The sequence below is a fragment of the Okeania sp. SIO2C9 genome, from assembly GCF_010672455.1.
In the GTDB taxonomy this organism is placed as follows: domain Bacteria; phylum Cyanobacteriota; class Cyanobacteriia; order Cyanobacteriales; family Microcoleaceae; genus Okeania.
Map to the genome: position 1 here is coordinate 1,497 of NZ_JAAHGO010000105.1, position 22,697 is coordinate 24,193.

At 35.6% G+C, this 22,697-nt stretch carries 19 protein-coding genes, 1 tRNA gene and 4 pseudogenes; 12 read left to right on the plus strand and 12 right to left on the minus strand.

Going from position 1 to position 22,697, the window contains the following annotated elements; translation table 11 throughout:
- The first annotated feature begins 239 nt into the window (after positions 1-239).
- The 3 genes from F6K23_RS36370 (at position 240) to F6K23_RS36380 (ending at position 4,556) form a co-directional block, all read left to right on the plus strand.
- Entirely contained in the window at positions 240-1,067 is an 828-nt protein-coding gene (locus F6K23_RS36370) for a sulfurtransferase (protein ID WP_293165467.1), read from the plus strand.
- Between the two features lie 799 nt (positions 1,068-1,866).
- Positions 1,867-3,549 (plus strand): hypothetical protein, encoded by a 1,683-nt coding sequence (locus F6K23_RS36375; protein WP_293165468.1) that lies wholly within the window; start codon positions 1,867-1,869, stop codon positions 3,547-3,549.
- Positions 3,550-3,794: 245 nt separating this feature from the next.
- Positions 3,795-4,556: an FkbM family methyltransferase gene (locus F6K23_RS36380; RefSeq protein ID WP_293165469.1), complete on the plus strand. Its 762-nt coding sequence runs from the start codon at positions 3,795-3,797 to the stop codon at positions 4,554-4,556.
- Between the two features lie 739 nt (positions 4,557-5,295).
- Here the strand turns inward: F6K23_RS36380 and F6K23_RS36385 are convergent.
- Complete coding sequence (locus tag F6K23_RS36385; protein ID WP_293165470.1) at positions 5,296-6,807, minus strand: MBOAT family protein; 1,512 nt, start codon at positions 6,805-6,807, stop codon at positions 5,296-5,298.
- 472 nt (positions 6,808-7,279) lie between these two features.
- Here F6K23_RS36385 and F6K23_RS36390 point away from each other — a divergent pair.
- A tRNA-Phe gene (locus F6K23_RS36390) sits at positions 7,280-7,352 on the plus strand.
- 641 nt (positions 7,353-7,993) lie between these two features.
- A complete protein-coding gene (locus F6K23_RS36395; protein WP_293165471.1) occupies positions 7,994-8,251 on the plus strand; it encodes a hypothetical protein in 258 nt (85 codons plus the stop codon).
- 77 nt (positions 8,252-8,328) lie between these two features.
- Here F6K23_RS36395 and F6K23_RS36400 read toward each other — a convergent pair whose 3' ends face one another.
- Entirely contained in the window at positions 8,329-8,523 is a 195-nt protein-coding gene (locus tag F6K23_RS36400; RefSeq protein WP_293165472.1) for a hypothetical protein, read from the minus strand.
- 298 nt (positions 8,524-8,821) lie between these two features.
- Here F6K23_RS36400 and F6K23_RS36405 point away from each other — a divergent pair, with 298 nt between their 5' ends.
- Both F6K23_RS36405 and F6K23_RS36410 read left to right on the plus strand, forming a co-directional pair.
- A complete protein-coding gene (locus F6K23_RS36405; RefSeq protein WP_293165473.1) occupies positions 8,822-10,294 on the plus strand; it encodes an RNA polymerase sigma factor in 1,473 nt (490 codons plus the stop codon).
- 92 nt (positions 10,295-10,386) lie between these two features.
- Positions 10,387-11,145 (plus strand): hypothetical protein, encoded by a 759-nt coding sequence (locus F6K23_RS36410; RefSeq protein WP_293165475.1) that lies wholly within the window; start codon positions 10,387-10,389, stop codon positions 11,143-11,145.
- 265 nt (positions 11,146-11,410) lie between these two features.
- Here F6K23_RS36410 and F6K23_RS36415 read toward each other — a convergent pair.
- The 6 genes and pseudogenes from F6K23_RS36415 to F6K23_RS42490 all read right to left on the minus strand — a co-directional run.
- Positions 11,411-11,575, minus strand: a pseudogene (locus F6K23_RS36415) (PD-(D/E)XK nuclease family transposase); the annotation flags it as partial.
- A gap of 14 nt (positions 11,576-11,589) precedes the next feature.
- The gene (locus F6K23_RS42480; protein WP_367267922.1) at positions 11,590-11,886 is read right to left on the minus strand and encodes a DUF4351 domain-containing protein; all 297 of its coding nucleotides are present in this window, start codon (positions 11,884-11,886) and stop codon (positions 11,590-11,592) included.
- 106 nt (positions 11,887-11,992) lie between these two features.
- Positions 11,993-12,514, minus strand: a pseudogene (locus tag F6K23_RS42485) (Rpn family recombination-promoting nuclease/putative transposase).
- 14 nt (positions 12,515-12,528) lie between these two features.
- Positions 12,529-13,470, minus strand: a pseudogene (locus tag F6K23_RS36425) (Rpn family recombination-promoting nuclease/putative transposase).
- Between the two features lie 14 nt (positions 13,471-13,484).
- Positions 13,485-14,150 (minus strand): Rpn family recombination-promoting nuclease/putative transposase, encoded by a 666-nt coding sequence (locus tag F6K23_RS36430; protein WP_367267923.1) that lies wholly within the window; start codon positions 14,148-14,150, stop codon positions 13,485-13,487.
- An 86-nt stretch (positions 14,151-14,236) separates the two neighbouring features.
- On the minus strand, positions 14,237-14,395 hold the full coding sequence (locus tag F6K23_RS42490; protein ID WP_367267924.1) for a PD-(D/E)XK nuclease family transposase: 159 nt from the start codon (positions 14,393-14,395) through the stop codon (positions 14,237-14,239).
- A gap of 420 nt (positions 14,396-14,815) precedes the next feature.
- Between F6K23_RS42490 and F6K23_RS36435 the strand changes: the two genes are divergently transcribed.
- From F6K23_RS36435 to F6K23_RS36445, 3 genes are all read left to right on the plus strand, one after another.
- Positions 14,816-15,121 carry a hypothetical protein gene (locus F6K23_RS36435; protein ID WP_293165477.1) on the plus strand — a complete coding sequence of 102 codons (306 nt, stop codon included), beginning with the start codon at positions 14,816-14,818 and terminating at the stop codon, positions 15,119-15,121.
- Between the two features lie 45 nt (positions 15,122-15,166).
- A complete protein-coding gene (locus F6K23_RS36440; protein ID WP_293165479.1) occupies positions 15,167-15,514 on the plus strand; it encodes a YtxH domain-containing protein in 348 nt (115 codons plus the stop codon).
- 155 nt (positions 15,515-15,669) lie between these two features.
- Complete coding sequence (locus F6K23_RS36445) at positions 15,670-16,119, plus strand: DUF948 domain-containing protein (protein ID WP_375340822.1); 450 nt, start codon at positions 15,670-15,672, stop codon at positions 16,117-16,119.
- Between the two features lie 316 nt (positions 16,120-16,435).
- Here F6K23_RS36445 and argB read toward each other — a convergent pair whose 3' ends face one another.
- The 4 genes from argB to F6K23_RS36465 form a co-directional block, all read right to left on the minus strand.
- Positions 16,436-17,335 carry an acetylglutamate kinase gene (gene argB, locus F6K23_RS36450; RefSeq protein ID WP_293165483.1) on the minus strand — a complete coding sequence of 300 codons (900 nt, stop codon included), beginning with the start codon at positions 17,333-17,335 and terminating at the stop codon, positions 16,436-16,438.
- Between the two features lie 197 nt (positions 17,336-17,532).
- On the minus strand, positions 17,533-18,042 hold the full coding sequence (gene mreD / locus F6K23_RS36455) for a rod shape-determining protein MreD (RefSeq protein WP_293165485.1): 510 nt from the start codon (positions 18,040-18,042) through the stop codon (positions 17,533-17,535).
- Positions 18,043-19,138: 1,096 nt separating this feature from the next.
- Positions 19,139-19,894, minus strand: a complete 756-nt coding sequence (gene mreC, locus F6K23_RS36460; RefSeq protein WP_293165487.1) for a rod shape-determining protein MreC — start codon at positions 19,892-19,894, stop codon at positions 19,139-19,141.
- Positions 19,895-20,535: 641 nt separating this feature from the next.
- Positions 20,536-21,537 carry a rod shape-determining protein gene (locus tag F6K23_RS36465; protein WP_293165491.1) on the minus strand — a complete coding sequence of 334 codons (1,002 nt, stop codon included), beginning with the start codon at positions 21,535-21,537 and terminating at the stop codon, positions 20,536-20,538.
- 309 nt (positions 21,538-21,846) lie between these two features.
- Here F6K23_RS36465 and F6K23_RS36470 point away from each other — a divergent pair, with 309 nt between their 5' ends.
- Both F6K23_RS36470 and F6K23_RS42495 read left to right on the plus strand, forming a co-directional pair.
- Positions 21,847-22,194, plus strand: a complete 348-nt coding sequence (locus tag F6K23_RS36470) for a single-stranded DNA-binding protein (protein ID WP_293165489.1) — start codon at positions 21,847-21,849, stop codon at positions 22,192-22,194.
- A 303-nt stretch (positions 22,195-22,497) separates the two neighbouring features.
- A pseudogene (locus F6K23_RS42495) lies at positions 22,498-22,697 on the plus strand (hypothetical protein); the annotation flags it as partial.

The window sequence follows — 22,697 nt, forward strand, 5'->3', positions numbered from 1 at the left end:
ACCCAAACCTCATGATCGGGGAATAGGGAACAGAAAATAATAAAAACAACTGTATTATTAGAAGAAGAAAACTTGATTTAATTTAGTAGATTATGACTAATAAAAATATTCTGATTTCTCCTCAGTGGTTAGTAGACCATCTCAATTACCCAAACCTCATGATCGGGGAATAGGGAACAGAAAATAATAAAAACAACTGTATTATTAGAAGAAGAAAACTTGATTTAATTTAGTAGATTATGACTAATAAAAATATTCTGATTTCTCCTCAGTGGTTAGTAGACCATCTTAATGACCCAGACCTAATCATCATCGACTGTCGTTTCTCTTTAGCTGACCCAGAATTAGGCAAAAAACAATATCAAGATGCTCATATCCCTGGCGCATTCTATTTCGACCTTAACCAAGACCTTTCCAGCACAGTACAAAAACATGGCGGCCGTCACCCATTACCCGATCCTCATAAACTTGCCCAAAAATTAGCAACTATAGGTGTTAAATATGGAGAAACTCTAATTGTTGCTTATGATGATTCTCGCTTTGCCTTTGCTTCTCGTCTATGGTGGTTATTGACATACATGGGCCATGAAAAAATTGCTCTTTTAGATGGCGGTTTTTCTCAGTGGCAAAAAAAATATCCAATTACTAATGAAATTTCTACCCCACAAGCAGGTTTTTTTGAACCACAAATTCAATCAAAAATTGTAGTAGATATAGAAATAGTTAAAGCTAAAAAAGATTTACCAGAAGTAGTATTAGTTGATTCACGAGATAGCGATCGCTACTTAGGAAAACATGAACCTATTGACCCTATTGCTGGTCATATTCCTGGGGCGGTTAATTATCCTTGGAAACAAGTTACTGATGAAAATTCTCTGGCAAAAGTTGATGAACAAATTCAACGGTGGGAAAAGGTAAAAAATGCTGAGGAAGTTCTTGTTTATTGTGGTTCTGGTGTGACTGCTTGTGTGAATTTATGGTCGTTAAAAATGGCGGGTATTAATACAGGAAAACTTTATGCAGGTAGTTGGAGTGATTGGTGTTCTTATTTAGTAGATAATAAGTAACTTCAGTTAACATTTATCAGTTCTCAGTATTTCATGGCATAGGGAGACTTGAAATACTGAATTTTATTTATTTTTATCCCCTTTCAAGATGTTCTTATTTGCTAGAGAGTCAATCAACTAAAAAGCAATACGATTTCCTACGGAATGCTGCGCAAACAGATAAGACCAAAACTCCTATACTATGGAACCATTAGATAAGCTTTTCAGAGCACAGAACTTCCAAAAAAATCCTTAACTGAACCGTATTGAACTAAAAAGAAGGAATTCAGAAAAAATAAGAAACTGTTTGGTTGAATACTTATAAATATTACGGAGTAAGTAACAGCCAAAAAAAAGGAAAAGAAATAGAATCAGGGAGACTTGCTTAAGATATAGAGTCAAGTTTTTTTACCGCTAATTAAACAGACTCTATCTAAAAAAATAAAATTTTATTAAAGCTTTTAGATTATACAATACCCTACCTGAAGAATTTCTATAGTAATATTTTATTCTATAAATAAAGAAGTCTACTTGCCCTCAGAATAATATTTTTTCAAATAAGTTATTGCCAAAAACACCAATACAAAAAATAGAGCAAAAGTTGACATCTTAAATAACCTTATTGGGTGCATCTCAATTAAGCGATAAGTAATTTTACTCAAGAAATAGGGATAAATAGGGTACGTCTCTTATGTGCAAAAATACTTTTTTCCTATATATTCCCTGTTGCCAGATGAGCTGTTGCCTAAAAGCGATAAATTTTTGGCTTTATTCACGCATTGAGATGCACCCACCTTATTCAATAATTAACAACCATACTATGAATATTAAAACAAAAAAAAAATTGATTTTTATTCTCTCTATCTGTCTCACTACTTGCATTTATATTACACTTACTTTAAATCCTTCTTGGTCAGCTAGTGAGAGAAACCAAAATCAATTAAACAGTGCAGTTCCCCTATGGAATAATTTAGGAAATATCCATCATCAAATAACAACAAATTCTCCCCAAGCTCAACGTTACTTCGACCAAGGTTTAACCTTGATTTTTGGCTTCAACCATGATGAAGCTAAACGTTCTTTTCAACAAGCAACAAAATTAGATTCTAATTGTGCAATGTGTTATTGGGGTATTGCTTTATCAGTAGGTCCTAATATTAATGCACCGATGAATCAAAAATCTATTCCTACTGCTTATCAAGCTGTTCAAAAAGCTCAAAAACTTTCTCCTAAAACTACTCCGATAGAACAAGCTTATATTAAAGCTTTATCTCAAAGATATTCTGCTCAAAATTTAGAAAATCGTCAACCTTTAGATATGGCTTATGCCAATGCCATGAGAGAACTTTCAAAACAATATCCTAATGATTTAGATGCAGCAACTCTATTTGCTGAATCTTTAATGGATTTAATGCCCTGGAATTACTGGAAAAAAAATGGTGAACCTCAACCTTTAACTAATGAAGTTGTTAAAACATTAGAGTTTGTATTAGAAAAAAATCCCAATCATCCAGGAGCAATACATTATTATATTCATACCATCGAAGCTTCCTCATATCCAGAAAAAGCAGAAAAAGCAGCAGATATTCTCCGTAATTTAGTTCCTGCCTCTGGTCATTTAGTACATATGCCGTCTCATCTGTATCTCAGAATTGGTCGTTATCATGATGCAGCTAGTAGTAACCAAAATGCGATTAAAGCAGATGAAAAATTTCTAGCAACTTCTCAACAAAAAGGATTATATTCAGCACTTTATTATCCTCACAATATTCATTTTTTCTGGTCAGCAGCTAGTATGGAAGGACGTAGTCAAGATGCAATTAATGCTGCTAGAAAGTTAGTAGATAAAGTTTCTCTTCTGGAAGTTAAGCAGTTTCCTTTGACTGAAATGTTTCTCCCCACTCCCTATTTTTCCTTGGTACAATTTGGTAAGTGGGATGAAATTATTACCGAATCTCAACCATCAAATAAGTTACCCTATACAATGGCAATGTGGCATTATGCAAGAGGTATAGCATGGGTTGGTAAGGGAAATTTAGAAAATGCTCAATTTGAGTATCAAAAAATCAACAACTTATTGCAAAAATTACAATTTAGTGGTTTAGAAAGTGCCAATTTTCCTGTTAAAAATTTAATTTCAATTGCTAATCATTTATTAGCAGCAAAAATTGCAGACCTAAAAGATAAAAATGAAGAGATGATTTCTGAATACCAAACTGCTGTAAAACTTCAGGATAATTTACCTTATATGGAACCTCCTTATTGGTATTATCCTGTACGTCAATCTTTAGGTGCAGCTTTATTAAAATTAAATCGGGAAAAAGAAGCAGAATTAGTTTACCGTCAAGATTTAAAACAGCATCCAAATAATGGTTGGTCTTTATATGGATTAGCAGAAAGTTTATCAGCACAAGGTAAACAAAAAGAAGCTGATGAAGTCAAACAAGAGTTTGAAAAAGCTTGGTTAGCAGCAGACATTAAACTAACTACTTCTGAGTTTTAAAATTGGTGATCTAAAGTGCTTAATAATATTCAGTTAAAAATTTTTTGATGAGATGTGAGCTTGAATAATTATCAGCTAATAAGTCATCATATCTAGTCTAGAAGAGCCTAATTAAATTGGTTTGAATCTCTGAAGTGGTGGCATTTTCCTATAACTTAAAATTCCGGATTAGGAAGTTGACAAAATGTAGAGTTATCAAAGATATTTGTAGATTATTAACCCTGATTGAATAGGAAAATTTTGATATGTATGAAAGGATAAAAAGTGGACTTAGCAGATATCCTGCAGTATACGAGCCATTACGCAAAACATTAAACAGTTACAGAAACCTGAAAATACAATACAACAACAACAAGAGACTGAGAAAAATACAAAAGCAAATATGGACAAATATTAAGCATAAAAATTCTGTTTTCTTTGTGCAAGTTGGCTCGAATGATGGCTCTCATGGAGATCCTATTCGGGATTTAGTGATCAGAAATACAAATTGGAAGGGCATATTTATTGAGCCTATTCCTTTTCTTTTCGAGAGATTAAAACAGAACTATAATAATTCTGAACGATTTATTTTTGAAAAGATTGCTATATCCACCCAAAGAGGTTTTCAGAAATTCTATTATGTTTCTGAGGAAGCAAAAGCAGGATTAGGAAATCTACCAAAATGGTATGATCAATTGGGTTCTTTCAATAGAAATCACATACTTAAACATCTTGAAGGGAAGCTTGAACCCTATATTATTGAAGAAGATATCGAAACTATAACTATGCAAGAAATCTTTGATAGAAATAATGTAGAAGTAATAGATCTTCTTCATATAGATACAGAAGGATTTGATTATAAAGTACTATCACAAGTTGATTTTTTGAGATATAAACCCTGTGTTATCATGTATGAGCATAAGCATCTTTCTGATGATGAGAAAAATTTAGCAAAATCACTCTTGGAAAAGTACAATTATAACTGTTTTTCTTGTGGTGGTGATACCTTAGCTTTTATCAATTACTAATCAGTAAGTACAGTAACCGGACATAAATATTTACCGAATAATTAATTATTAATTATTAATTATTAATAATTAAATAATTCTGGTTTAAAGCCTCCTCTTTTAAGGGGAAAAAGCGGTCGAGGGATGGCCTTAGCGGAGCGGCTCTGATAAGAGCGGGTCTCCTCGCTGTCCGACCATCGACCAAGAGAAAAGAAATAATATTTCCTTATCTTCAATTCCGTAACGGTTTTAACCAGAGGTAATTATCAATTAATGAAAAATTTGGTTATTCCTAGACAAGGTTTTTAGCTTTAATTTTGTGCATCTGCTGACTCAGTTCAACAATTAATAATATAGCTATAAGCATTTCCTACGGAATGCTCCGCAAACAGCTATCAGCTAGCCTCCTATCGGAGGAACTTCGTTATTAGCTAGAGTTAAAACTTTTAACTGTAATGTTTTGAAGTTTCTTAGCTGTCCTAATCTTAATGCGTAGTGCTATAAAAAATAAATAAAATCAATTATCACACAGAAAATTATCAATTGTTTCCTCCTACTCTGTAGTGACGTTGCATGCAACGTCCCTACTCTTTTCTGGAGATGTCTAAAAAAAACATTCACTTCATTTATGTTGTACTTCATAACGCGCGGAAACTGCTGTATCATTTTTATTCAATGTTGATTCCCTCTTCCTTTTTCCCTCTTCCTTCTTCCTTCTTACCTCTTCCTTCTTCCTTCTTACCTCTTCCCTCTTCCTTCTTTAAAAATCAAAATAAATATAAGGCAAACCCTCCGGTGCCAACAACCAAACAGTAAATAAAAATACAGGCACTAACAAAACTTTCAACTGCCAATTCAACTGTAACTTCAGACCACGATGAAACCAATAATTAATCCCCATTGCCACCACAACTCCACAAACTAACCATACCAACTGTAACCTTTCTAAACCCATCGCCTCCAAATAAACTTTATCCACAAATTGAACATCAGCATCATAATTCCACCAATGAGAAAACACCCAAAAAGAATCCCTTAAATTCGGCAGTCGGAAAAATATCCAAGCGCCAAAAACCATACTCTGAGTTAACAACCAACTAATTAAAATTCCAGGCAAACTTTCCCATACTTTTTTCACCTTAAAATGTTGAGAAATTGCCTCTATTAATCGATGAATTACTAATGCCAAACCATGCAAAACTCCCCAAACAATAAATCCCCAAGCAGCACCATGCCAAATACCAGCAATTAACATCACAGTTAGCAAATTCAAACAAGTCCGAAATAAACCTACCCTTGAACCTCCCAAAGGAAAATATAAATAGTTTCTCAACCAATCTCCCAAAGTGGTATGCCACCTTCGCCAAAATTCTGCAATACTTGTGCTGAAATAAGGAAAATCAAAATTTTGTGGCAAACTTAAACCCATCAAAAAAGCACTACCACGGGCAATATCAACATAAGCACTAAAATCAAGATAAAGTTGTAATCCATAAGCAATTGTTGCTAACCATAGATCGCCACTTCCAGCACGTTGTAAATTACTAAAACTCAAGTCTACAAAAATTCCTAAATTATCAGCTATTAAAGCTTTTTTAACTGCCCCAGTTGCAATTAACCAAATTCCTTCTGTTATTTGTTCTAAAGTTGGTAATTTTAAAGCTGGAGTTTTAACTAAAGCTTGAGTAGTTTTTTTCCCGACCATTCCTAACTGATTTTGCAGATAATGATAACGAGTTATCGGACCAGAAATAAGTTTCGGAAAAAATAACTTATAAGATGTAAATTCTAATAAAGAAGAAGCTGAAGGAGCGCCTCGATAAACATCAATTAGATAAGCAAGACATTCAAAGCAGAAAAAACTTAAACCTAATGGTGCAATTACATTACTATCAACCCAATTAGCAGTTTCTAAAATATTAGGTATATTGTAGAGAATGCCAATACTATTTAATAAGAAAGGTATATATTTGAAACTTAATAAAAGTAAGATATTGCAGATTATACCTAACCACAATAATAGTAAGCGATGGCGGTTCCATTGTTTATTGGCAATACGCCAATCTTTCGGTTCCCCAATAGCTTGAGCAAGGTAAAAATTCAATAGAGTGATTATTAATAGTAGTGGAATATATTGAGGTTGAATAGTAGCGTAGAAAATTAAACTAGCAACTAACAGGACAAACACTCGCCAAGACTGTCGTGGCATTGACCAATAAAGTCCCAACACTATTAATAGGAATAGAGTGTAATTAAAAGAGATAAAAGTCATATTTTGAAGTCAAAAGTCAAAAGTCAAAAGTCAAAAGTTAAAAGTAAGATTTTATAGATTTATAGACTCCTTGTAAAATAAATATTAAGCCGCGAACCAAAATCTTAACTGTCCGCCGTAACCCACCGAACATACCGAACATAAAGAGCTCTATTTAGTAACATTCTTTTTTAACGCTTGGTATTATCAGTTAAGTTATTAGTTATCAAGTTACCAGCTCCTCTGATCGCCTCATTGCTTTAATTTAACTTTTGACTTTTGACTTAATTAAATTCTTACTTTTAACTTTTGACTTTTAACTTTTAACTTCAAAATTTGACTTGGTTAAATTCTGACTTTTGACTTTTGACTTTTGACTTTTAACTTTTGACTTTTGACTTTTGACTTAAAAATCTGACTGAATAAAAAAATTCCAAAAGTACTTGTCAAAATTATATTTAGTCTGCTACTATAGTAAAAGTGAGAAAAAAAAGCCGGGATAGCTCAGTTGGTAGAGCAGAGGACTGAAAATCCTCGTGTCGGCGGTTCAAGTCCGCCTCCTGGCATTCTAACCCCTATTATTCCTTTATTTGTGGCCTGATTTATACATAGTGCTTGCTGATTAACTATAAAAGCATTGACATATAAAGGTTTCAGCCTTCTTGGATTCAAAAAAGTACCAGCTTTTCGGTCAAGAAAGCTCATATGTATTAGCATTTTGTGCAGACAAGGACAGAAAAATTAAGGGACAATTATTCCAACTACATCCTCTGTAATTCCCATTTCTCCTGACTCAGTCCTTCCCCTCCTGGGAGGGGCAAGGGTGGGTTGGGTCACGGGTGGGTTGACTCCTACACTCACCTATAAGACTTTTTCAGCAAACCCTACATATGGCTTTCAAATTCGACAATTGTCCTCTACTCCTGAAAAAGAGTGTTGATAGAGTCTATGGACAGATTTCGCCCCCTCACCTCAATGACAACAGAGTTGCAGATAAATTAAAACACAAAAAAAAATCATAAATAGGAAGATTAAACGTCTTACTTATAAATTGACTTGACTTACAAGATTGGACTTACATAGCTAACTTTAGATACTGCCTATGGCCTAAAGTAGGTCGTGTCCAGGAATAGTAGCTCTGCGTAAGTCCTTACGAAAGTTTCTTGTGGTTTTGTCTTTAGTTCAACAATAAAGATAAAAGTAGATTATGTTTCTAGAAAAGCTTAAACAGTGGTCTCAAAAAGTTCTAGTTGGATTAATAGTAGCGTTTTTCCTTAGTATGACGTTTCCTTCACAAGTTTTCGCTGCTACTGTCTGGCAAAAACCAATTATAGAATTAACGAATGCAGGGTTTTCGACACCAAGTCAAGCTCATAGTTATTATCCAGCAAACGATCCTCCAACTCTTATGCAGATGTCGAATAGTTTGCTGAAATTACTGAAGCATCAAAGTTTTGAGCTATAAAATCATAATGCATGACTTTTGACTTTTGAATTCCGTGAAACGGCAGTACAAGGATAACTCACACGTTGTCCAAGTGGTTATTTTGATGCAAATACCTTTCCAAATACCACTCCACAAGAGTTGAAAAATGTTTTAGATAGTCTTAATTTGTTAGTGAGTGGATGCAGATAAACGAATAATTTTCCTTGGGGTCGGTTGGTAACAGGGCGATCGCGCTCTCTCATACCTCTTGTAACTCTACCCTGGGTACTCCAATTCTGACTAAAATTCACCAGTGGCGAGCATATTCCTCGATGCTACTCGCTGTCATGTTTTGCTGGAAAATTTAAGAAAAATTATTAATAATTTTATAGCAAATTACATGATGATTTAGACCAAAATAAATGCTCAAATTCAGTCAGGGATTATTTTTAACTTTTGAACTGGGCAAAGTAAATATTAAAAAGAATTATCTTTATTTATAAAAAAAATACTTAAGCAGTTGACGTTGATATCACGGTAGCTGTCCGATCGCGTTGCAGCAAAATTAAAACACTTAAAACACTTTGAATACCCCAAATTAATTAATCTATGGTACATCTCAAAGCCAAGGAAAAAGGGAAATTAACAGACCCGTTACCAGGAAGTGACACTACTGATGAGGGAGGAAGTATGGCTATGCTAGCGACTTTGACTCCCTCTCCCGTGGCGGTCGCTCCTGGAAAAGCCAGAAATCCTCAGAAATTGGAGAAAGAGGATACAGAAAACGAGTTTTGGCAGGTATGGTGCGAGCATCGAGACCGACTTTATCGCTGCTGTCTGAGGTTGATGAACTCTAACCATTCAGATGCGGAGGATGCTCTGAGTGAGGCCATGCTGAAAGCATTGAATATGGTGCGGAAGTTCGCGGGGAAAATTGCTAATTTGCCAGCTTGGTTGATGACTCTGACTCGCAACTTATGTCTGGATCTCATCCGCAAACGTTCTCGGGGAGCTGTGGGTGTAGATGATATAGAGTGGGTTGGTGATAGTGGGGAAATGGGTGTGGCGTCGGCGGTGGAGTTGCCGGAGCAGGTTTTGGAGAGGGATGAGAGGTCAGTGGTGATTCGACGGGCGATCGCTTCTTTGCCCGAACGGATGCGGGAAACTTTTATTTTACATTTTTATGAAGAGCTTTCTTATCAGGAAATAGTTGAGCGGCAAGGAATTTCCTATGATTGTGTTTACAAGCGGATATCCCAGGCACGGAAAAAGTTGAAGGAGATGTTGAGCCGTTATTTCGTTGACTTTGATGAGTCGGTGTTGGGCACTGAGAGGGAATTAGGAGATGCCAATGAGTCGCGCCAGAAACAGGAAGATTTAGCAAAAGTGTCGGTGCAAGAGATATCGGCAACTCCAGAGGTGTCTGGGGAAGAGGAGAAGAGGGAGGAGTTAGAAGTTGTGAGTGCGGACATTGCCTCCCAAAATTCTCAGGGGTTGGAGACTATGGCGGTATTGACATCGGAAGAGTGTGTCGAGGTGGATGTGGCAGAAAAATCTGAGTTGGTAGATGGTGTAGGGTCGTCGAAGGCTATTGTTGAGGAGAAGATTGGTGATGGGGCAAATGTTTGTGGTGAGAATGTGCTATCGCCGATTATGCCAGTTGTGTTGTCGAGTTTGATGCGGGATGTGACATGGACTGGATGTAGGGAGGCTGCTTTTTATGAATGGTGGCGCAAGGGGTTGATGTGCCTGTGTAACGGAGGGGGTATTCTTACTAATATTGTTTTACGACATTCGTGGATAGTCCAGAATTGCCTCAGTAGGAGAAGGGATCAGATAGGGATGGAGAGAAAAGAGGCGATCGCCAATAAACTCTCACCCCATATTAAGGTCAGGATGAGACGATTTGATGGAGATTGGACTCATCTAGAAAAGGCCGAGGAACAATTGCGAATAGCATCTGAATTCTTATATTCACACAGTAATATTTGTGAGGGAGAATTGAGGCTGAGAGGAGAAGTGATCGCAAAAAAAAAATCAGAAATTCCATGGCGAGATCGTTCTATTTATAGAACTAGATAAATCAAGAAAGTTCTGCTTGAAGTCAGAGATTCTTAATTGGTTTTATGTTCTAGGAGCTATAGGTTCCAGTAAAAAATTCAAGGAATATAACGATGAAAAACGCGATCAAGTTTTTGGCAGTTTTGATTCTTGCTTGTACAGTAACTTTTGGTGTTCAAGTGAAGGCCGCGACTGCTATGACTAGTTACACTTTCAACCTGAGAAATCTTCAGACAGATCCAGTTGAGATGTGGCTGTTTTTAGATAGTCCAAAATTTTCTCAAGACCCTGGAGAAATTTATCAAAACTCAAACACCTTCTTAAATATTCCTCCATACGAACCTGAGGAAACCCAGAAATTTGTAGCCCATGTGCAATACAAGCTTGAAGCAACGCAACAAAATGAACCTATTTATTTAGGTACTAAGATAGAGTCGGATTTTTCGAAAGAAGTGGACTTAAACAAAGGCTATTTAGTGGAGTATAGTAGCGAGAAGGGAGGATATCCCACTATAGAGCAGCACAACACTAGCCGCATACCTAAATCACAGAATCTGATTGCACAGACAAATATATTTGAACCTGTGGAAGATTATTACAATGCTTTAACCTTTGGTGTGACTACAACCGAAGGCACGACTGGAGTGACCTGGGAACCAAGACCCAATATTGACTATGCGATCACACCTACTCTCACATTTTATATAGCTACTGGGGGGTATAGTGAAAATGTACTAGCTCAAATTGATGCCACTTCTGTTGACACTGCAACAATCAAAACGGGTTATGGTGGCGATTTCAATAGCTTCAATAATGTTTGGGTAACCTACAACGAGGATGGAACTTGGACAGTAGAGAATACAGCCTGGTAGGACTAACCGTTTTGGCTGTGGGGCAGTTAGAAAATTTGGAATTAGACATCTAAGCTTTCTACTGTCTCCATTTTTCCCATTCTTTGTGTCACAAGATCTTTAAGTAGGGCTTGGTGGCAGAGTTAGCAAGTGGGAGAGGCAAGAGGTAAGAGTGGGTTGATGAAAAGCGGGTTTTTCCTAGTTTTAAATACATTTAGCCCTTACCTAGACACTTTTTGCACCTTTTCACTGCTTCACTGCCTCAAGCACTTGCTTAATCCTTACCGATAATTTGACCAGGATTAAAAGGGTTGACTATTGTCAAAGGTTCAATGATTTTTTCTCCATCGTAAATTATCGCATTCAGAAAACTGATTAAAATCTCTGTGCTTTGCTCGGAGCCAAAGATTTTTTTAAAAGCATAATCTACCTTGGGATTGATAAATTTCATAGTAGCTTTTCTCCCTATAAACGTTCCTGTAACCAACTTTCCAAATCTGCCAAACTATTAAAACTTAAAAACACCTTCGCTAAATCTTCTACATCTGCTAAAGGCAAACTTTCTATCTGACTATTAATCTCTTCAGAAACCTCTCCAAAACGTTGAGTTATCAAAACTTTGACCAGAGCGATCGCTTGATTAAGCCGTCCTTTTGCTTCCCCTTTAACTATCCCTTGTTGTTCTGCATAAGCTATCCGTCCTCTTTCATCTTGCATCGCTATCCCTCGGTTTTCAACTATCTCTAACTCCTCTGGACTCATGTTAATAAAGTTAGCAATATTTAAAGCTTGTTCTATTTCTCCAATTTCCCCTAAAGTCTCTGGTATCTCATCAAAACTAGCTGCCTCTTTCAGAAAATAAATCCAGTTAGTCTGTCAAACTCTTTAACTCAGACAAACTTTTATTAAACTTCGGCAGTTCCACAAATATTAACCGCAATTCTTTTTCCAAGCATTTAAACTTTTTAGTTTCCTCCTGAAACACAAATTTATTAATATAATCATCAGTCTTTTTAAACAGAATAAAATCTGTAATTGTGAGAGCTATTGCCGGATTTAATAAAGGATAATTCTCTCCTTTATCCAACTGATTAGCATAAGCTTTTGACAAATTGTAAGCCACCCGCTTATTAAAAGCAGTCATTCGTGCCATTTGCATTTCAATAATTACAATAGAACTGTCAATCAAAACTGCTTTGACATCCAAATAAGTTTCTTTTAAACTGATAATTTGACCAGGATTAAAAGGATTGACAATTGTTAAATCCTTAATAGTTTTTTCTCATTCATAAATAATCGCATTCAGAAAACTAATTAAAATCTCTTTGCTTTGCTCAGAACCAAAGATTTTTTTAAAAGCATAATCGACTTTGGGATTGATAAATTTCATAGTAGTATTTCTCCTTATAAACGTTCCTGTAACCAACTTTCCAAATCTGCCAAACTATTAAAACTTAAAAATACCTTCACCAAATCCTCCACATCTGCTAAAGGCAAACCCTCTATCTGACTACTAATCTCTTCAGAAACCTCTCCAAAACGTTGAGTTATTAACAGTTTTACTAGAGCGATCGCTTGATTTAGTCGTCCTTTTGCTTCCCCTTTAACTATCCCTTGTTGTTCTGCATAAGCTATCCGTCCTCTTTCATCTTGCATCGCTATCCCTCGGTTTTCAACTATCTCTAACTCTTCTGGAGTCATATTAATAAAGTTAGCTATATTTAATGCCTGTTCTATTTCCGCAACTTCCCCCAAATTCTCTGGTATTTCATCAAAACTATCCGCCTCTTGCAGAAAATAAATCCACTTATCCGTCAAATTTTTTAACTCCGACAAACTTTTTTTAAACTTCGGCAGTTCCACAAAAATTAACCGCAATTCTTTTTCCAAGCATTTATACTTTTTAGTTTCCTCCTGAAACACAAATTTATTAATATAATCATCTTTATTAATATTATCATCAGTATTTTTAAACAGAATAAAATCTGTAATTGTGAGAGCTATTGCCGGATTTAATAAAGGATAATTCTCTCCTTTATCCAACTGATTAGCATAAGCTTTTGACAAATTGTAAGCCACCCGCTTATTAAAAGCAGTCATTCGTGCCATTTGCATTTCAATAATTACAATAGAACTGTCAATCAAAACTGCTTTGACATCCAAATAAGTTTCTTTTAAACTGATAATTTGACCAGGATTAAAAGGATTGACAATTGTTAAATCCTTAATAGTTTTTTCTCATTCATAAATAATCGCATTCAGAAAACTAATTAAAATCTCTTTGCTTTGCTCAGAACCAAAGATTTTTTTAAAAGCATAATCGACTTTGGGATTGATAAATTTCATAGTAGTATTTCTCCTTATAAACGTTCCTGTAACCAACTTTCCAAATCTGCCAAACTATTAAAACTTAAAAATACCTTCACCAAACTCTCCACATTTGCCAAAGGCAAATTTTCTATCTGACTACTAATCTCTTGAGAAACCTCTCCAAAACGTTGATTTATCAAAAGCTTGACCAGAGCGATCGCTTGATCGAGCCGTCCTCTTGCTTCCCCTTGTTGTTCAGCATAAGCTATCCGTCCTCTTTCATCTTGCATCGCTATCCCTCGGTTTTCCACTATCTCTAATTCTTCTGGACTCATATTAATAAAGTTGGCAATATTTAAAGCTTGTTCTATTTCCGCAACTTCCCCTAAACTCTCTGGTATCTCATCAAAACTAGCCGCCTCTTTCAGAAAATAAATCCACTTATCTGTCAAACTCTTTAACTCTGACAAACTTTTATTAAATTTCGGCAATTCCACAAAAATTAAACGCAATTCTTTTCCCAAGCATTTAAACTTTTTAGTTTCCTCCTGAAACACAAATTTATTTATAAAATCATCAGTTTTTTTAAACAGAATAAAATCCGTAATTGTCAGAGCGATCGTTGGATTTAATAAAGGATAATTCTCCCCTTTATCCAACTGGTTAGCATAAGCTTTAGACAAATTGTAAGCCACCCGCTTATTAAAAGCAGTCATTGTGCCATTTGCATTTCAATAATTACAATAGAACCGTCAAATAGGAAAGCTTTTATATCTAAATAGGTATCTTTCAAACTGATGATTTAACCAGGATTAAAAGGGTTGACAATTGTCAAAGACTCAATTATTTTTTCTCCATCATAAATTATCGCATTCAGAAAACTGATTAAAATCTCTTTGCTTTGCTCGGAACCAAATATTTTTTTAAAAGCATAATCTACCTTGGGATTAATAAATTTCATAGTAGTATTTCTCCCAATAAAAATCACCAGAAACTATGAGAAATATTTGAATATTATGTCTAGATGAACAGTTATATAGAGAACTCAGGAGTCATATAGAACCCATTTGGTTTCTATTTATAAAATATAGGGGGAGGGTGGGGACCCACCCCTAAGCCCTTCCAGGAGGGGAATGTGGGAAGATGGGGAGGTCGAGAAATATTTGGCAATGGCGCTTTAATGGAACATTTTTTGATACTCAACCCGAGCAGATTTGATATAATATATTTTGATAACTTTATAATTCTTCAATGTTCAATCTCCCCTACTCCATTTTAGACCTGTCGGTCCACTGCAATAGTTTTAGTGAATATCACAAGTTTTGATTCGGATTGGACTTTTTGTTTGAGTTATTCTCTAGATTTTTTGGTGAAGTGAAAAATGCTGTGGTTAGTAATTGAACTAAATATTTTTATCTCAATTTTTTGTTTTTACCTAGCTTGGAGAATCTGGAAAGTTAGACAAACATTGCTACAAGTAGAACAAACTCTCAATTTGATAGATAATTGTACTAATAAAATACTTGGTAAAACACCTGAATTTTTCCAACTTCACCAGCAGAAAATAAATCAACTACGACAACTATATAAACAACTGGATTTACAAGTTCAACAGGTCAAACAAATTATGGCCATGCTTTGGTTGCTCAGAACCATTTGGCATCGTTTCTATAGAATTTGGCGCTAGTATAATAGATTATCAAGAAGTCTTTTAGAGATATATATTTTAAGTATGTCAAACAAAAAATCTGGACTATTTATCAGTGGTCTACTGCTAGGTTCAGCCATAGGTACATTAACAGGGTTATTAATAGCTCCTAGAACGGGCAAAAAAACAAGACAGTTGGTGAAAAAATCTGCATCAGCTATTCCCCAACTTGTAACAGACTTGTCTACCAGTGTCAAATTTCAAACAGACCGCTTTTCAGGATCTACTACTAATTCTTGGGAGGAAACTTTAGAAAGACTAAGAGAGGCGATCGCTGCTGGATTAGAAGCTAGTCAAAAAGAGAAAGAAATATTATCTCAACTAGAAGCAAAAAACTCTGAAGTTTCAGTAGTTATCAACAGGGAAAATTAAAACAATAAGCTTTTTTTTAATCTTAAAATACTCTACAATAGCACTTATTATTGTTAATATTATCCAGGGATAGGAAGTTATCATTCCCCTGTTTAGGCGAAATACCTGTGAACAACCCCTTGTTTTGGCTAGGATTGTCCCTTTTCCTGGTTGCATTGAGCCTCACTACTGTATTAATTGTCACCTTACCTGCGATGTTTGCATTAGCTAGGGCTGCCCGTAGTCTAGAAAAATTAGCTGACATCCTAGCTCGCGAACTACCACCAACCTTAGAAGCAATTCGTCTCACTGGCCTAGAAATTAGTGAGTTGGCTGATGATGTTAATGATAGTGTTCAGAGTGCAGGAGAAATTGTTAAGCAAGTCGATCAAAGTATTGGTAATGTCCGTCAACAAACCAAGGAAGTTAAAACTACAACGAAAAGTATTTTTACTGGTATTAAAGTAGCCTGGAAAACATTTAATTCAAAGACAAAAGAAAATATGGGAAGGCCATTAAAGCATTCTCTATCATCTTCTCATAAAAATGTCGATCAAAACCATCTGTACACAGATATTCCTCCTGCTTCTGCAACTGAGGATTCTACTCTAGATGATAAACCTTAGACAGGGAAATGTTTTCTCCCCTGTTCCCTATTCCCTAGTTAGGGCTTGCTGATTAAATCTAAAAGCATTGACATATAAAGATTTTAGCCTTTTTGGGGTCGAATTGCAGTGCGCCTATTTCAGTCTAAAACACTCAAAAAGTTACTATTTTAGGTTCATAGTTGGGCAGAAAAATCACTCTGACAATTCTTACTCCTACCTCCTCGCTCATTCCCATGTCTCCTGTCTCCTGTCTCCTGTTTCCTGTCTCCTGTCTCCTGTCTCCTGTCTCCTGTCTCCTACCCCAGCAAAAAGACTTTAATTCAGCAAACCCTAGTTAAAAGTTATTAAGTCCCAAACTACTTACTATCATTGAGCCTACTCCAGAATCTGTAAAGATTTCCTGTAAAAGTGTATGGGGAACTCGACCATCAAGAATATGGGCAGCTCGAACTCCCTGAGCTAAACTCCGCACACAACAATTTACTTTCGGAATCATCCCACCAGATACAATTCCTTTTTCAATCAATTGTCTAGCTTCCTGGATATCTAACTTAACAATTAAACTATCTGGGTTATGATAATCTTCCAAAATTCCCGCTGTATCTGTAAGAAGAATTAACTTTTCTGCATCCATTGCAGCAGCAATTTCACCCGCAACAGTATCTGCATTAATATTGTAAGCTTGTCCTTTTTCATCTGCAGCTACACTAGATACCACGGGAATATAGCCATTATCAACGAGGGATTCTAGAATATCTATTTTGACGTTGCTGACTTCTCCAACAAAACCAATACCTTCTCTTCCTTCGGGACGTGCTTTAATTAAGTTCGCGTCCTTGCCACACAGACCTACAGCACGGCCACCAGCTTGATTTATTAAAGAAACAATTTCCTTATTAACTCTTCCCACTAATACCATCTCTACTACTTCCATAGTGGGCGCATCAGTAACCCGCAAACCATCTTTAAACTGCGGTTCAATTCCTAATTTGCCCAACCAAGAGTTAATTTCTGGGCCGCCACCATGAACCACAATTGGACGTATACCCACACAAGATAGTAGTACAATGTCCCTAATTACTTTATCTTTGAGGTTACTATCTTTCATGGCCGCACCGCCATATTTGACGACTATTTTACGACCTGCAAATTTTTGAATGTAAGGTAGTGCTTCACTTAGCACTTTGACTCGGTTGATTTCTGACTGATTTTCAAAATCTGTACTTTTTAGCATAGATAGTTACCCTTTTGAACTGATAATTTGAACAATATCAATATATAAGACCTCTTGCAAAAGTTTTAATTAAATCAAGTCAAGATATGGAATTAACAATTCTCTATTCCCTATTCCCTATTCCCTATTCCCTATTCCCTCACTTCTGCAAGAAGTCTATCGTTTATTTCAATTTAAAAGTTAACTACTTAGTTATTTTAAAGTTTCCACAATTGACTGAGAGGAAAATAAATAACAGGAGCCCAAAGACTACTAATAACAGCAGATCCTAAAGCAATTTGTTTGTGGTAAACCCAAATTTCTCCAAAGGTTTGATTACCGATTAATCCTAACTGAATTGCTATAAAAGTTTCTGCAAAAATAGCCAGAATAAATGTTACTAAAGCTATGGAAATAAAATCTTCTTGAATAAAGCGTTGCTTCTGTAAAAATACCGTGACAAATGCTGCAAAAACTAAAGGAATAATATGAGTGGGATAGGGAGCTGTGATGCCATCTTGAATGAATCCTAAGACTAAGCCAGCCACTAAAGCTTCTATAGTTGAACTCTGGCTACTCCAAGCAACTACCCAAATTAATAACCAGTTAGGTCCTATGCCAAAAATCTCCATTCCTGGAATACGGGTGAACAATAATAGTGCACAAACTAGTGCAGAAGCAATAGTGATTAATGATTTTAAAATAGCTTGCTGAGATATATTAGACATATGAATTAAGAAAATAAATTTAATAATTTGAAAGTTGTTGAGGATAAGTTAATTATTCAATTTTTAACTAGGAGAATTTTTTTAGGCTATTGGTAATTTATACTATTTTTTTTTGCTGCAAAAAACATCTATAGAGTTTCTCAAATTACTGAGGTCAAGTTGTTTTTATTCTTTTAATTTTATTTTCCCGAATTATACCAATTTGGAAAAAGAATGTTACGAATAATCAGGGCAGTTAAAAGACTTTAAAGGAGATGCTCCTTGGATTAAAAAGATAAATTACAACCTAATAAATAGTATCAAAGCTATTCATTCTGACTTGGTGACTTCCCCTCCTGGGAGGGGCGCGCAGGTGGGTTGACTCCTAAGAAATAACCTAGTTATTTGTAGTAAATATTTATCAAATTGGTATTACCGAAAAATTGTGGTTTAAAGCCTCCCCTTTTAAGGGGATAATAAGCGGTCGTTTGCGGAGCAGTCCGTTAGGATGGGATGGCGAGGAAACCTGCGCCATATCCAATCGACTCCTGTGAAGAAAAATTTTCATCTCTTTGTCAATCCTCTTCAATTCATAGAGAGGTAATTATTAATTATTCATTATTAATTATTCATTATTGAATCAGACCTACGGACGTTGCATGTAACGTCTCTACCTAAAACAAACGAATGCGCGTACCTCACGCTTCTTGGGAATTACTATATAGAGTTTTTTCCAAGTCAATGATAATTTTCATTTGTCTCAGGTAAAGGATAATTAGGTAAAAAGAGTTTTTGTAACAGCAAAATTGCCATTATTGAAAATTAATAAAAATGGGAAATCAAATAATTTTAGGTCGTGCAAATTATTAATATTTTTGCATGATTTTAATTATGGCAGTCTTAAATGAACTGTAAAAAATTGGAAAGCCTTACCCCTATTCCCTAATTCCCAGATATTTTCTGCACAATAAAAGTATGATTGCTATATATACTGTCTCTGTTGAATAAAAAATTGACTAATCAAAAGCTTTTAATTTTTATTAAATACATCCAATAACCAAATAACTCAAGATAGACAACTAAAGAAAAATTAAAAAGTCAATCATTGATAGTTAAATTACTTTTCTGTTTCACTTTGTTTATTTTGATAAACACTCACCCATTCCAAAGTATTAAGTGGTGCTGATAACTTAACCTTAGCTTGTGGAGCAGGACTATTATTCAAATTAATAGATTCAACTTTTCCTATAGCCAAACCTGCCGGGAATAATTGACTATAAGCAGAAGTAGATACAACATCACCAACCTTAACATCAGGAAGATCGTTAAAAAATTCTAAGACAACTGTATCATTACCCTGACCCTTCATAAAACCCATCTGACGACTGCGAATAATTCCTGCACCAACTTTACTGGTAGAGTCACTTACTAATAATACCTGGCTAGTATGGGGTGTAACGCTAGTTATCCTACCTACTATACCACCAGTTCCCATCACAATAAAATCTTTTTGAATACCATCTTTACTACCTCTTCCTAGAGTTACTTTTTGCCACCAATAGTCTGCACTTCTACCCACTACAGGAGCTACTATTCCTTTTGTTTTTTTAGTTTTTGTATAATTAAAAAGTTGCTTGAGAGTATTATTTTGTTTCTCTAATTCTTGTAATTGAATTTCTAGTTCTTCTATACGAGCATTCACTAATACTTCTTGTTGAACAGGACTAGGTTGAAATGGTAAACTCAGCCAATTATAAAATTCAAAAAGTAAAGAACCTTGAGTTTGTCTAACCCAAAAAGCTGCACTTACTGCTAAAATTAATAATGCAGCTTTTCTGATGATTTTTAAGCTTCGACGACGCAATGTTTGCATTGGTAAAACCTGAAAATTTGCTACTACTTTAAACTTTATTACTACTAATTTGTATTCAAAACAGAAACTTCTGTATAAGGACTCAGGAGTCAGGAGTTAGGACTCAGGAGTCAAAAGTTAGGATAAATGGGAATTATAGAGGAGCTAGTCGGAAGAATTATCCCCTGATTTTTCTGCCCAACTCTTGCCCAAAATGCTAAAATTCATGAGCTTCTGAGCAACTGAAAGTCTTGCACTTTTTTCGCTCCAAAAAGGCACTTGCCTCTATCTGTCAATGCTTTGATAGTTAATCAGCAAGCCCTAAATAGCTAATATTTGATTATTGAAATCACAATTAACCATGAGTTATTAGTAATTAATCTTCTTACTGAATTTCGAGATTTACTAATTTACTAATTTTAAAAATACAGAGTTTTAGAGAAATAAGAAAAAATGGGTCAGTGATTAAACTTGTATCTCACAGTTCTCAAAAATTCTATAAAATAATATATCCATAGGTTATTATCATCAGAACGCTTTTCAATAGTTACTCAAATATAGCAGTACTCACAAAAGTTAGAAATTATAAATAAAGACAAAACTAGGAAATACAAATAATTAACCTTCTACCCCCTATAATTTCGCTACAAAATAACTGAATTTTAGCGCATCTGTCCACTAAAAACCCTTTCCAGTTGTTTAAAATTCTCCAAGACACGACCAGTACCCAAGACTACGCAGGAAAGTGGGTCTGCTGCAATATGAGTGACAATTCCAGTTTCATGGCTAATTAAAGTATCTATCCCATTTAATAAAGCACCACCACCAGCTAGCATAATACCTCTATCTATAATATCTGCTGCTAGTTCAGGAGGAGTACGTTCCAAAGTTCGCTTGACTGCCTCTACAATTATTGATAGAGGTTCTGCCATACTTTCTCTAGTCTCTGCAGATTTGACACTAACAGTTCTGGGCAAACCTGATAATAAATGTAAACCCCTAACTTCCATTGTTGTCTCATTGTCATCCGGAGTCGGATAAGCTGAACCCAATTTAATCTTGATATCTTCAGCAGTCCGCTCCCCTATTACCAAATTATGGACTTTTTTCATATACTGAGTAATAGCATCATTCAATTCATCTCCAGCTACACGGACAGATTCACTTAAAACTGTACCTTGTAAACTTAGAACAGCAACTTCTGTTGTACCCCCACCAATGTCCACAATCATATTACCTGTGGGTTCGGCCATAGGCAACCCTGCACCAATAGCAGCAGCAACCGGTTCATCAATTAATCGTACCTCTCTAGCACCAGCATGAGCTGCAGCTTCCATTACAGCTCTTCTTTCTACACCAGTTACCCCGCTCGGAATGCCAATTACAATTCTTGGAGATACCAAGGTTTTTCCTTCATGAACTTTTCTAATAAAATGCTTTAGCATTAATTCTGCTGTATCAAAATCAGCAATGACCCCATCCCGTAAAGGTCTGACCGCAGTTACATTAGCTGGAGTTCGTCCCAGCATCCTTTTCGCTTCTTCCCCTACTGCTATAGAAGTTTTTTGCTCCTGGTCAATAGCTACCACAGATGGTTCTTGAAGAACAATACCTTTACCAGATACATATACAAGGGTATTTGCAGTACCCAAGTCAATTCCCATGTCCCGAGACAAAGAAAAGCGATTTATCCAACCCACTGACTTTTGACCCCCAAAATTCAATCTTAGTTTGTGTAATAATTTATCAAGAAATATAGCTGAGGTACTCTATTCTGTTTTTACTCCTCAGTCTATCAGGACTCTACAAGAATTGATGTAACCAAATTTAACTGTCCCTGATTTTATAGTGCTACATGATAGGGATAGAATCCGGAGGATGTGTTAGATTTGAGCGATGGTTGAATAATTAGTCCTCTTGAGATATTCTTGTAGATAATCAGACTAGAATTTAATTACTAATATATATATTGTATGAGTCTAAATATTGTTACTTTGGTAGGTAGGGCAGGTGGAGACCCTAATGTTAAATATTTTGAGTCTGGTAGTATGGTTTGCAATTTAACTTTGGCAGTAAATCGTCGTTCTAGTAAGAATGACCAACCAGACTGGTTCAATTTAGAAATTTGGGATAGAACTGGAGAGATTGCTGCTGACTATGTTCGTAAAGGTAGTTTGATTGGGATAAAAGGTTCTCTAAAGTTTGATTACTGGCAAGACCGTAATACAGGGACAAATCGCTCTAAACCAGTAATTAGAGTATACCAATTAGAATTATTAGGGTCTAAACGTGATGATGCACAAAATTATGATGAATTTTAATTTGACAAGTTATTGAGTCAGGAGTCAGGAGTCAGGAGTTAGGAGTTAGGAGCGGGGGAGTAGTAGGGACGTTGGATGCAACGTCTGTACAGGGAGAAGTAAACATCAGAATAATTAATACTAACTGGGGTGCTAATTATTAAAAATTCCATCCTCTTTGTGTTAATAACTTAATAATTGAAGTCCTACTTAAGTTAAGCATTAATGGATTGTAATTGGTATTAGCAGTAGGGGATAGCTACAAGACACCTAATAATTAAGGTAAAAATCCTCTCCCTTACAGGGGAAAAAAGCGGTCGAAGGATGGGGGAGGTATCGGAGCAATATCCAATCGACCAAGAGAAAAAAATATTTTCCCTACCAAGAAAAAACAAAGATTGCAATGCTCATACAGGGAAGAAAAAACTCAGCTTTAGAGTTCATTCTTGTCCTGAATGTGGTTATACAATTCATCGAGACGTAGCCTCCGCGCTGATTGTGAGAAATAGAGGGGTGTCTGAGGT